Annotated in this window: 11 protein-coding genes; 3 read left to right on the top strand and 8 right to left on the bottom strand. The window is 69.8% G+C overall.

The window, feature by feature from the left end:
• Positions 1-25 precede the first annotated feature (25 nt).
• The 6 genes from ABD172_RS01735 to ABD172_RS01710 are packed head-to-tail and all read right to left on the bottom strand — an operon-like array spanning position 26 to position 4244.
• Positions 26-499 (bottom strand): flavodoxin family protein, encoded by a 474-nt coding sequence (locus tag ABD172_RS01735; protein WP_344306392.1) that lies wholly within the window; start codon positions 497-499, stop codon positions 26-28.
• Position 500: 1 nt separating this feature from the next.
• Entirely contained in the window at positions 501-2087 is a 1587-nt protein-coding gene (locus ABD172_RS01730) for a polyamine aminopropyltransferase (RefSeq protein WP_344306390.1), read from the bottom strand.
• Positions 2084-2509 carry a DUF350 domain-containing protein gene (locus tag ABD172_RS01725; protein WP_344306388.1) on the bottom strand — a complete coding sequence of 142 codons (426 nt, stop codon included), beginning with the start codon at positions 2507-2509 and terminating at the stop codon, positions 2084-2086. The genes ABD172_RS01730 and ABD172_RS01725 overlap by 4 nt, the downstream gene beginning before the upstream one ends.
• A 46-nt stretch (positions 2510-2555) precedes the next feature.
• Entirely contained in the window at positions 2556-2984 is a 429-nt protein-coding gene (locus ABD172_RS01720) for a hypothetical protein (RefSeq protein ID WP_344306386.1), read from the bottom strand.
• Positions 2981-3622: a DUF2617 family protein gene (locus tag ABD172_RS01715; protein ID WP_344306385.1), complete on the bottom strand. Its 642-nt coding sequence runs from the start codon at positions 3620-3622 to the stop codon at positions 2981-2983. The genes ABD172_RS01720 and ABD172_RS01715 overlap by 4 nt, the downstream gene beginning before the upstream one ends.
• A gap of 1 nt (position 3623) precedes the next feature.
• Complete coding sequence (locus ABD172_RS01710; protein ID WP_344306384.1) at positions 3624-4244, bottom strand: DUF4178 domain-containing protein; 621 nt, start codon at positions 4242-4244, stop codon at positions 3624-3626.
• 191 nt (positions 4245-4435) lie between these two features.
• Here ABD172_RS01710 and ABD172_RS01705 point away from each other — a divergent pair, with 191 nt between their 5' ends.
• Positions 4436-5359: a Sir2 family NAD-dependent protein deacetylase gene (locus ABD172_RS01705; RefSeq protein ID WP_344306382.1), complete on the top strand. Its 924-nt coding sequence runs from the start codon at positions 4436-4438 to the stop codon at positions 5357-5359.
• Between the two features lie 63 nt (positions 5360-5422).
• Positions 5423-6049: a TIGR03085 family metal-binding protein gene (locus ABD172_RS01700; RefSeq protein ID WP_344306380.1), complete on the top strand. Its 627-nt coding sequence runs from the start codon at positions 5423-5425 to the stop codon at positions 6047-6049.
• 44 nt (positions 6050-6093) lie between these two features.
• On the opposite strand, the gene recR is transcribed toward ABD172_RS01700, so the two are convergent.
• The gene (gene recR, locus ABD172_RS01695; RefSeq protein WP_344306571.1) at positions 6094-6690 is read right to left on the bottom strand and encodes a recombination mediator RecR; all 597 of its coding nucleotides are present in this window, start codon (positions 6688-6690) and stop codon (positions 6094-6096) included.
• Positions 6691-6695: 5 nt separating this feature from the next.
• The gene (locus ABD172_RS01690) at positions 6696-10187 is read right to left on the bottom strand and encodes a DNA polymerase III subunit gamma and tau (protein ID WP_344306379.1); all 3492 of its coding nucleotides are present in this window, start codon (positions 10185-10187) and stop codon (positions 6696-6698) included.
• Between the two features lie 44 nt (positions 10188-10231).
• Here ABD172_RS01690 and ABD172_RS01685 point away from each other — a divergent pair, with 44 nt between their 5' ends.
• Entirely contained in the window at positions 10232-10984 is a 753-nt protein-coding gene (locus ABD172_RS01685; protein ID WP_344306377.1) for a DUF1707 SHOCT-like domain-containing protein, read from the top strand.
• Positions 10985-11064 lie beyond the last annotated feature (80 nt).

The following is an 11064-nucleotide window of genomic DNA, read 5'->3' as shown; positions in this document are numbered from 1 at the left end:
CCTCGGTGTTCTCGGCGGGGTCTCGTCACAGCAGTGTGGCCGCCACCGTCGCGGTCATCTCCGTGACCGCCTCGGTGTGGGGGTCCTCGACCTCGCCGGTGAAGACGACCGGCGGTGCCACGAGTTTCCAGCCGAGCCCCGTCGTGATCGCCTCCATCGCACGTTCTGCGCCGGTCGTGTCGTAGCCGCCGTGGATCCAGAAGGAGAACGGCCGGCCGGCGGTCGGCTCGCGGACGTCGTCGTACGTCGAGTCGAAGAAGTGCTTGAGCGCCCCGGAGATGTACCCGAAGTTCGCGGTCGTGCCGAGGACGTACGCATCCGCGGCGAGAACCTGCTCGGCCGTCGCCTCGAGTGCCGGCACCTCGACCAGATCCACCTCGCCCAGTTCCTCGAACGCGAAAGCGTCCCGCGCCGCCTGCGCGAGTGCCCCGGTCGCGGCCGTGGGGGAGTGGTGGACGAGCAGGACAGTACGGGTTCCGGACGTCGTCGTGGCGGACATGTCAGTACCCTACCCAGGCACCCCGCTCCTGGTCGATGACCCGCGGGTGGAGCAGCGAGGACGGCTCCGGCGTGCCGACCGATTCCCGTGACCGGTCCGGTGGGAACACCGTCGAGGCGTCGAGCACCTCGGGAGTGAGGAACCGCAGGTCCGCGGGTACGTCCGGGGGAACCGCGAGTTCCGGCGCCGTGGAACCGAGCTGCGCGAGGTGATACCCCCAGTCCCCGAAGCTCGGCACGTCCACGTGGTACGGCGTGGTGGCGAAGCCGGCCTCGGCGACGCTCTCCCCGATGCCCCAGTACGCCTCGGCGGCGAAGTAGGGGGAGCCGGACTGGACGACCATGCGCGCCCCCGGCGCCATGTGCGCGGCGACGAGCCCGTAGAACTCGATCGTGTAGAGCTTCGCGGTGGCCTCCCCGTCCGGGTCCGGCAGATCCGCGATGACGACGTCGTACGGCTCCGTCCGGTTCTCCTTGAGCCAGGTGAAGGCGTCCGCGGAGACGTAGTCGACCCGCGGGTCCTCGAAGGACCGCCCGTTGAGGGAGGAGATCGTCTCGTCGTAGAGCGCGAGATCCACGACGGCGCTGTCGAGGTCGACGAGCGTGACCTTCTCGACGTCGGGATACTTGAGGACCTCACGGATCGCCATGCCGTCGCCACCGCCGAGGACGAGCACGCGCGCGTGCGGACCGTTCATCACCGGATGGACGAGCGATTCATGGTAGCGGTACTCGTCCTGGCTGGCGAACTGGAGATCACCGTTGAGGAACAGGCGGGTGTCCTTCGTGCGCAGGTGCTGGGTGACGACGATGTCCTGGTACTCCGAGCGCTCGGCGACGATCACGGGATCCCGGTAGAGCTTCTGCCGTCCGGTCACCTCGATCCAATCGGTGAAAGCCCACGCGACACCGAGGACGACGAGGATGACGGTGAGCACCGCCGCCAGCCCCACGCGGGTCCGCCGGGCGACCTGCCGCCGGTACAGCCACAGGACGATCGCGATGCCGGTGATCGCGTTCACCGCGCCGACGACGAGGGCCCCGCGGGGCAGACCGAGGAGCGGGAGCAGGACGAACGGGAACGCGAGGCCACCGACGAGACCACCCACGTAGTCCGCGGCGAACAGGTCCGCGGCCGCACTCGAGGCCTTCTGCGCGCGGATCCTCTGCACGAGTTCCATGAGGAGCGGGATCTCCGCCCCGATGAGCGCCCCGATGACGAAGGCGACGATCACCATTGCCGCGGTGTAGACGTTCATGAAGGCGAACGCGAGGTACAGCGCGAGGACGGAGAGTCCACCGATGATACCGAGGGCCGCCTCGATGAGGGCGAACGACACCGCGGCGAAGCGCACGAGGCGTTTCGTCGCCAGCGAGCCCACGCCCATCGCGAGGACCATGACCGAGAGAACGATCGATGCCTGGACGACCGTGTTGCCCAGGAGGTACGAACCGAGTGCGACGAGCGCGAGCTCGTACACCATGCCGCACGCGGCGCAGAGGAACACCGCGAAAAACACGAGGAACCGCGCAAAACCCGGTTTCACGGGCAGATGCAGCGGTTCCTCGTGGGTGGCGCCTGCGCTCACAGGAGCGCGGCGGCCATGACGAGGGCGATCCCGAGGTGTGCCGAGACGTTGACCCAGATCTCCGGGTGGACGGTCTCACCGTGGACCATGTCGCCGAGCTTGCCCGGGGTGAGCGCGTCGATGACGAGGAAGCTCAGTGCCATGATGCCGATGCCGATGAGCCCGTACGCGAACGTGCTGATGAGACCCCACACGAAGTGGTCGGCGCTCGCCGTGATCGCGGTCGCGGCGATGATCGCGACACCGAACAGATTCGAGGCGACGAGGATCGCCCCGTTCTTCGAGCGTTCGACCCACAGCAATTCGTGCAGCTTGCCGGGGGTGAGGAGGTCGACGACGCCGTAGCCGATGACCATGAGGAGCAGACCGGCGACCGCATACGAGAGAACGATGCCGCATTCGACGAGGAGCGCGAGGATCATGATTGACCTTTCGAGGACTGGGAGTGCGTGGACGATCGCGTGGGTGTCACTTGCCGGAACCGATTCCACCGCCGCGGTTGCTCGAACCGCTGCCGTAGTTGCTCGAACCGCTGTCCGAACTGCCGAATCCGGACGAACCGCTGCCGGAGCTGCGTCCGCCGCCGGTTCCGAAGATGAAGATGCCGCCACCGCCCGAGGTGCTGCGCGAGCTCTCGTTGCAGCCGACGTACTGGTAGTCGTCGCCGACCTTCTCGTAGTCGCCGTCACCGGCGTCGAGGACGTACTCGCCGTTCTCGAGGTCGTAGTCGCCGCAGCGGTCCGAACCCGAGCTCCGGTTGTTCCCGCCCGAGCACGAGGCGACGACGATGACGAGGACGAGCAGTGCCACCGCGGCGACGATGATCATGAGTGCCTTGCGGGAGCGGGGAGAACCTCCCTCGTCGCCGCGGAACTGCTGGTGGTTGTAATCGCTCATGCGGATGCCTCCAGGACATGGTGGGCTGCGGCGGACCGGAGAACGACACCGGAACCGTCGGGCGTCGCCGGTGGGACCGCCGCCGTGGCGGCTCCCAGCGTCGACGCGGAGTACACGATTTCGGAATGCTGCGGGTAGCAGTGCCAGGTCCGCCAACGCAGTGGTGCACCGGTGGGAGCGGGGTCCGTGTCGAGCGCGAGTGCGGTGACCGCTCCTTCCTCACCGGGGAACGCGGCGATCGCCGAGTACGGAGCCGCCTCCGCGGCCCGCACGATCCGCTCGACCTGCGCGAGGAACTCGTCCGCCGCCGGATGATCGACCCCGGCGACGAAGGAATGCCGACCCCAGCCCTCGGGGCCGGGCCCGATGTGCTCACGGAAGGGCGCCTCGGCGACGGGAGCGCCGGGTTGGTGCCGGGAGCCGACCGGAGGCAGGCAGGCGAGGGTCTCCACGAAGACGTCGGTACCGTTCTCGGACACGATCACCTGGTGCGAACTGCCGATGACGACGAGTTCGAGCATCCGGTTCCCGCCGAGCGGCACCGTGGTCGAGCAGATCGCCGGCAGCCGTCCGGCCCCGCGGGAGAACGCGAGGTCGGCGGCGGAGGTGTCCGCGAAGGGGACGTCGGCGGTGAACACGTCAGCTTCCGGGGTAGATGGTGAAGGAACCGAGCGGCACGGCCTTGCCGGTGCTCGCCTCCCACTTCCCGTGGTTGTAGCGCTCGATCGAGAGGAATCGGCCGTCGGGGCCCTCGTAGTCGACGTAGTCGACACCACCGGACGCCGGCAGGCCGGTCGTGCCCTCGGACCGGAATTGTGCGGTGCCGTGCTCGACCATCGTGTAGGTGACGCCGTCGACGGTGATCGTCTTGTCGGTGGGGGAGAGATCGAGGTCGGGGCGGTCCTCCCACACGGACATCTCGAGGTCGGGGTCCTCCTCGATGCTGAGCCAGCGACGCACCGGCGAGGAGTCCGCCTGGAAGAAGTGCTCGGCCCAGGTGTACGAGCCCTCGGTGTAGCGGAGGGTGCCGCGCACCCAGTGCTTCTCGCCGAGGTGCTCGATCATGTCACCGGCGTGGATGTTCCGCGGATCCCCGCCGGCCTCCTGCGAGGGTGCGAAGGGATCGTGGGCGCGGGGCGCCTCGGCGGCCTTCCGACGTTCGGCCTCCTTCTCCTTCGCCCGGGCCCGGAAGAACGCCACCGCCGCGATCGCGATGATGGCGACGAGCGCGACGAGGATGATTCCGATGACGATGTCCATGAGCGGGCCTCCGGAGGGGGTCGTGGGACTGTGGCGCGCGGGTCCGGAACGGAACGCGGGCGCAGGTCGGGAATGTGGGGCGCACTCCACTTTACCCACGTGGGGAACAATGACCCGGGGGTGCACGTTCCGAGACCGGAACCCCGGAATCCGGCAGATCGCCGGACCCCTTCGAGGAAGGACACGCGCTCGTGCCGATCATCACCGACCCGCTGCGGGGACGGGTGCGCCCCACCCCCAGCCACTCCGACGAGGAGATCGTCCGTGCGCTCGGGGGTCCGCGCGACTGGACCGTCCTCACCGGCGCCGGTCTCAGCACCGATTCCGGCATCCCGGACTACCGCGGTCCCGCGGCGCCACCCCGCCGGCCGATGACCGTCCAGACCTTCCTCTCCGGACCCGCGCAGCGCAGCCGCTACTGGGCACGGAGCTGGTTGGGATGGAGCCACATGGACATGGCACGGCCGAACGCCGGACACCGTGCGCTCGCCCGCCTGCAGCCGCACGGCATCATCACGCAGAACGTCGACGGCCTCCACGAGGACGCCGGGTCCGATCCCGTCATCGACCTGCACGGTCGGCTGAACCGCGTCATCTGCCTGCAGTGCGGGGAACTGTACGACCGTGATCTCGTCCAGGCGCACCTCACCCGCCTCAACCCCGACTTCCTCACCGACCTCGAGGTGGACCCGGCCGACATCGAGACCGCACCCGACGGCGACGTCGATCTCGAAGCGACCGCGGGTTTCCGTGTGTGGGACTGCCCGGCATGCGGGGGACTGCTCAAACCGGACGTCGTGTACTTCGGTGAGTCGGTGCCGGCGGTGCGCACGCAGGGGGCCGTCGATCTCGTCGATTCCGCGTCCGGCCTGCTCGTCATGGGCACCTCGCTCGCGGTGATGAGCGGCCTGCGGTTCGTCAAACACGCGAGGAAGCACGGCAAGCCCGTCGTCATCGTCACCGACGGCCCGACCCGTGGAGACGAGTACGCGGATTATCGTTCGGTGACCCGGGTGGGTGACTTCCTCGCGGCGTGGGAAAGGGCGCTCCTCGGCGGAACCGCGACAGTGCCCGGTGGAGTAGTGTCCGGTGGAGTTCCCACGGCCGCGGTGTGATCGTCCGGAGACCGTGACTGCGGATCCGCGCCTGCACGAGAGCGGCCACTGTAGTCTGCGCGCATGACGGATTTCGCTCGTTCCGAACGGCTCGCACTCACCGCCCTCCTCCGCGAGGTCGGTCCGTCCGCGCCCACGCTCTGTGAGGGGTGGACGACGGAGGACCTCGCGATCCACCTCGTCGTCCGTGACCGGTTCCCCACGGCCCTGCCGGGCAATACCGCGCCCGGGGCGGTCGGCCGCTTCCCCCGTCTCCTGGCCCGCACCGAGTCGGCCGAGGCACGGCTCCGTTCACTCGCGTGGGAGGAACTCGTCGGCCTCGTCGGGGAGGGGGAGCCCTGGTGGTCACCGGCCGGTCTTCCACCGGTCCGGGAGCTCGTGAACGGTACTGAGCTCCTCGTCCACCACGAGGACGTGCGGCGCGCACAGGACGAGTGGGCGCCCCGGGTGCTGAGCGACGCGCATCAACGGTCCGCTTGGAACACTGTGCGCATGTTCGCCCGGATGAGTGCGTTGCGTTCGGGTACTCGTTACGCACTCACGGCACTGACACCGAGCGGTGGTGTGCTCGAGACCGTCGAGTGCGGTCGCGGGACCGCGGGTGGGAGTGTGGAGCTCCGGGGAGAACCCCTCGAACTCCTCCTGTGGTTCTTCGGCCGGAAGGACCATGCGCTCCTCGACGGCGACTGACGCGGAGCACGGCACGGTCGACGCCGCCAGGGCCGCGCCCGTGATCAGCTGACGGCGCGGCGTCCCTCGAAGGCACGTCCGAGGGTGACCTCGTCGGCGTACTCGAGGTCGCCACCGACGGGCAGACCGGAGGCCAGGCGGCTCACGGTGATGCCGAGAGCACCGAGGAGACGGACGAGGTACGTCGCCGTTGCCTCCCCCTCGAGGTTGGGATCCGTGGCGATGACGCATTCGGTGACCTCGGCGTCCTGGAGCCGGGGCATGAGCTCCTTGATGCGCAGGTCGTCCGGGCCCACACCGGCCATCGGATCGATCGACCCACCGAGGACGTGGTAGAGACCCCGGTACTCGCGGGTGCGTTCGATCGCGATGACGTCCTTGGGCTCCTCGACGACGCAGATGATCGACCGGTCGCGGCGCGGATCCTTGCAGACGACGCACTGTGCGTCCTCCGCGACATTGCCGCAGACCTCGCAGAACTTCACGCGTTTCTTCACCTCTGCGAGCGCCGAGGCGAGGGCCGTGACCTCCTCGTCCGGGCTCTGCAGGATGTGGAACGCGAGGCGCTGCGCGGACTTCGGGCCGATCCCCGGTAGTTTCCCGAACTCCTCCACGAGATCCTGGAGGGCTCCCTCGTACATCATGCTCATTGGTCTCGCTCCTCGATGACGACTCCGCCCAGGATCTTCTCGACCACGGGGACCCCGAACTGGGGCGCTTCTGCGAGGTCCGTGTCCGCATCCGGATCGAAGTCCTCATAGGGTTCCTCCGGCACCGGAGGTTCTTCCCGGACAGGGGCCGGTGCGGGCACCCGGACGGGTGCACCCTCCGCGTGCCGGGCCGCGAGCTGCGTGAACGGATTGTTCGGGTCGACCGCCGGGGTGGTGGGTTCCTGCGGCTCGACGGGAGTATGCGTGAACGAGATGTCCTCGTCCGCATAGGCTCCGAGGAAATCGAGGTCGTCGGGAATCCCGTTGTCCGCGGAGTCCGGCACCGTGTCCGGATGCCTACTGCCGATGACCGCGTCCGCCCCGCTCGCCGCGGGCTCGTTCGACGCAGGCTCGTCCATCCCGTACTCGGACGGAACCGAGGTGTCGAACCCGGGGGAGTCCTCCTCCTCGCCGTAGCCGTCCTCGAGGTCGACCGGGGGAGGAACGACGACGACACCCATGTCGACGGCGCCACTGCCGGCGCTCGTCGCGGTCTCCGGGTAGTGGTCCTCGGCGATGCCGGCTTCGTGGCCGGTGCCGGTGCCGGTGCCGAGGTCGGTGTCGAACCGCGGGTCCGCGGGATAAGCGGAGTCGGCTGCCCAGGGAGAGGTTCCCGTGCCGGACTGTTCCCGGGACGGGGCCTGTTCCGAGGAAGGTGCCTGTTCCCAGGAAGGGGACGGTTCCGGGTCCGCGGGGGACGACCACGCCGCGGCGGGTCCCGGTTCGGGCGCCTCCCGCTCGTGCGCAGGCTCTGCCTCGTGTGCGGGATCTTCCGCATTCGCAGACTCTGCATACGCAGGCTCTGCGTTCACCGGCGGTGCCCACTGGTCCGCGGGTGCCGCCCACTCGTCCACCGCGGATCCGGTGACGACGGAGTCAGGGGCGCGGTCGGGCGCCTGAGAGCCCTCCGAGTCGTCGCCGGAGTGCGGGCTCCGGGCCCGGCCGCCGTGCGGGCGATCGGGTGCGGAGGGCGACGGTTCCTGCGGAACGTCGTCAGCGGACTGCCAGTGACGGGAATGGTCGACCGGTTCGCGATCGGCCTCGCGCGGGCCGACGACGCGGTCGATCTCCTCCTGCGAGGGACCGGAACGACCCCGCGGGCCCGTGCCGCGGCCGTTCGCCGGCGCGCGGTTCTGCCCCGGTCCTCCTGCGGTGCCCGTTCCCGGTCCGGTGCCCGGCGCCGGGGTCTGCGAGAGGAATGCCTCTCCGACGCCTCCGATCCGCACCTCGGCGCGGATCCCGAGCACTTCCTCGAGGGATTCGGCGAGCTTCCGGTCGTTCGCGTTGCGGGAGAAACTCGAGACCGCGCCCTGGTTGTTGAACGCAAGGAGCAGTGCCCCGTTCTCGAAGGCCTGTGGGACCGCGTTCGAGCTGAGCGTCGCGCGGGCGAGCTTGCTGCGCCGGCCGAGGGCGTCGAGGACATCCGTCCACGCACGGCGGATCGCATCGATCTCCGCGCCGCCGGGCTGCGCCGACGACTCGACCGGAGCCGAGGCGGCTGCCGGAGCCGAGGCAGGTGCCGGAGCCGAGGCAGGTGCCGGTGCCGAGGGCTCGGTCGGGGACGGACCGGGGGTGGGAGCCGACGGCGGGCCGCCTGCGGGGGTCCGATCGCCTGCGGAGTTCCGACCGGGGGCCGGCGATCCGCCGGCCGGGGGCCCGGCAGCGGGAGTCCGGCCATCGGGCGTCCGTGGTGCGGACGCTGCTCGAGGGTCGGATGCCTGCTGAGGTGCGGGTGCCGACTGCGCGGAACGATCTGCGGGTGCACCCGGTGCCACGTGCGCCGGTTCTCCCTGTGGGAGTCGTTCCTGCGAGGGTCCGTCCTGCGCCGGGCGTCCGGGAACTCCAGCAACCCCATGAGCGGGGGTGTCCGACGGCGGGGTCGCGTTCTGCGCGGGCGAACCCGGCGTGGGCGAACCCTGCGCGGGCGAGGACGGTGCGGGCGAACCCTGCGCGGGCGAACCCTGGGCCGGTGCGGAAGCGGCGGCGTTCGGCGCCGGTGCTGCAGGTTCCTCGGGTTCGGAGAGGAAGGACTCGGCGGCAGCGGTCGCCGCGGCGAAGGCATCGAGGTCGTCGTCGAAGGTCTTCGGCGAAGCCGGTGCCGCGGCGGTCTGCCCCGCCCCGGGAATCCCGTTTCCGGGCTGCTCCGGCCCGGGCGACGGCGCGGAGGCGGGCTGCTGCTCTGCGCCGCCGGTGGGGGCCGTGCCACCTGCGGGCGCCTCGGGGGCGGCAGGGACGGCGCTGCCGGGTGGCATCTGCCCCGTCGGCCCCATGCCGATCCGGCGCTCCATGCGCTCGATGCGCGTGAGCGCAGCGGACCGGGTTCCCTCGGTAGCCGGCAGGAGGATCCGGGCGCAGATGAGTTCGAGCTGCAGCCGGGGCGAGGTTGCACCGGTCATGCCGGTGAGTCCGCTGTTGAGGAGGTCCGCAGCGCGCGAGAGTTCGGCCTGACCCGCGGTGAGCGCTTGCTGCTTGAGGCGTTCGAGGCGGTCCGCGGGGACCTCGGGGAGGATCGCGTGGGCGGCGTCCGGGGCGGCCCCGACGATGACGAGATCGCGGAAGCGTTCGAGGAGGTCCTCGACGAAGCGACGCGGGTCCTGGCCGGATTCGATGACGCGGTCGACCACGCGGAAGACCCCGGCGCCGTCACCGGCGGTGAAGGCGTCGACGATGTCCCCGAGGAGGGAGTCAGGGGTGTATCCGAGCAGCGCGGTGGCAGTCGGGTAGTCGATGCCCTGCGCTCCGGCGCCGGCCATGAGCTGGTCGAGGACCGACAGCGAGTCACGGACCGAACCGCCGCCGGCGCGCACGACGAGCGGCAGCACACCCTTGCCGACCGGGACGTTCTCCCGGGTGCACAACTCGTCCATGTACCGGGTGAGGATCTCCGGCGGCACGAGCCGGAACGGGTAGTGGTGCGTGCGCGAGCGGATGGTGCCGATGACCTTCTCCGGCTCCGTCGTCGCGAAGACGAACTTCACGTGCGCGGGCGGTTCCTCGACGAGCTTGAGCAGAGCGTTGAAGCCCTGCGGGGTGACCATGTGGGCCTCGTCGAGGATGAAGACCTTGAAGCGGTCCCGTGCCGGAGCGTACACGGCACGTTCGCGCAGGTCACGGGCGTCGTCGACACCGTTGTGGCTCGCCGCGTCGATCTCCACGACGTCGAGCGAGCCGGGGCCGCCGTTCGCGAGGTCGCGGCAGCTCTCGCACACCCCGCACGGTGTGGGTGTGGGGCCCTCCGCGCAGTTGAGGCAGCGGGCGAGGATCCGGGCGGACGTCGTCTTGCCGCAGCCGCGGGGGCCGGAGAACAGGTAGGCGTGGTTGATCCTGCCGTTCGCGATCGCGGCCTTGAGCGGAGTGGTCACGTGGTCCTGCCCGATGACCTCGTCGAAGGTCTCGGGGCGGTAGCGGCGGTACAGGGCTGTCGACACGTCCACTAGCCTACGTGGACCCACGGACACTACTTTTGATGTTCATGAGTGACTCCCCTTTCACCCCTGCTCCGACGCCGGATCCCGAACGCGGCGCGTCTGCTGACGACGCTGCTGCGCACGATCCCGCACGGACGCTCCGGATCGGTCACGCGGAGCGGGACGAGGTGATCGAGATCCTCCGCGACGCCGCGGCGGAGGGGCGCATCGACACCGAGGAACTCACCGAGCGGATCGAACGCACGGTGAACGCGAAGTTCTACGTCGACCTCGATGCCGTCGTCGCCGACCTCCCGGTCCCGCCGCCGTCCTCCGCGGTCCGCAAGCAGCAGGAGTTCCGCGCGGTCCACCAGGCTCCGGGTGCCTCGCTCCAGCCCTATGCCGCGGGGCCGCTCGCGACCGGGGACGAACCCGGCCACCACCCCGCGGATCCCCTCGTGCTCCGGGCGACCTGGGAGAACGAGAAGCGCACCGGCCGCTGGAATCCGCCACCGTTCATTCGCCTCGAGCCGGTCGCCGCGACCGCGGAGATCAACTTCCTCGAGGTGACGACGCCGCTGCGGGAGATCGACGTCGAGGTCACCTCCGGAATGGGGATGGCGACGATCGTCGTGCCGGAGACCTGGGGAGTCAACATCGATCGTCTGTCCTCGAGCTGGGGCACGGTGAAGTCGAAGGTGTCCGCGGTTCCGCAGGACGGGTATCCGCTCGTGCGCGTCCACGGTTCCGTCGGCATGGCGACCTTCACCGCCCGGGGTGCCGGGTACTTCGAGCGCAAACGCCTCGAGAAGGGCTGAGCCCGGAACCACCTCTTGACTCCTTATCGACTATCGATAAACATATCGATAGTCGATAAACGCCCGCGTGCTCCGGCACC

This window comes from Brevibacterium samyangense (genome assembly GCF_039529845.1).
Taxonomy (GTDB): Bacteria; Actinomycetota; Actinomycetes; order Actinomycetales; family Brevibacteriaceae; genus Brevibacterium; species Brevibacterium samyangense.
This window is presented reverse-complemented; position numbering and strand designations above follow the sequence as displayed.

What these genes read in the sequence shown, in the direction of transcription:
- ABD172_RS01725 (WP_344306388.1), bottom strand. Translation starts at nt 2,509, where the DNA reads ATGATCCTCGCGCTCCTCGTCGAATGCGGCATCGTTCTCTCGTATGCG.
- ABD172_RS01720 (WP_344306386.1), bottom strand. Translation starts at nt 2,984, where the DNA reads ATGAGCGATTACAACCACCAGCAGTTCCGCGGCGACGAGGGAGGTTCT.
- ABD172_RS01735 (WP_344306392.1), bottom strand. Translation starts at nt 499, where the DNA reads ATGTCCGCCACGACGACGTCCGGAACCCGTACTGTCCTGCTCGTCCAC.
- recR (WP_344306571.1), bottom strand. Translation starts at nt 6,690, where the DNA reads ATGTACGAGGGAGCCCTCCAGGATCTCGTGGAGGAGTTCGGGAAACTA.
- ABD172_RS01685 (WP_344306377.1), top strand. Translation starts at nt 10,232, where the DNA reads ATGAGTGACTCCCCTTTCACCCCTGCTCCGACGCCGGATCCCGAACGC.
- ABD172_RS01710 (WP_344306384.1), bottom strand. Translation starts at nt 4,244, where the DNA reads ATGGACATCGTCATCGGAATCATCCTCGTCGCGCTCGTCGCCATCATC.
- ABD172_RS01700 (WP_344306380.1), top strand. Translation starts at nt 5,423, where the DNA reads ATGACGGATTTCGCTCGTTCCGAACGGCTCGCACTCACCGCCCTCCTC.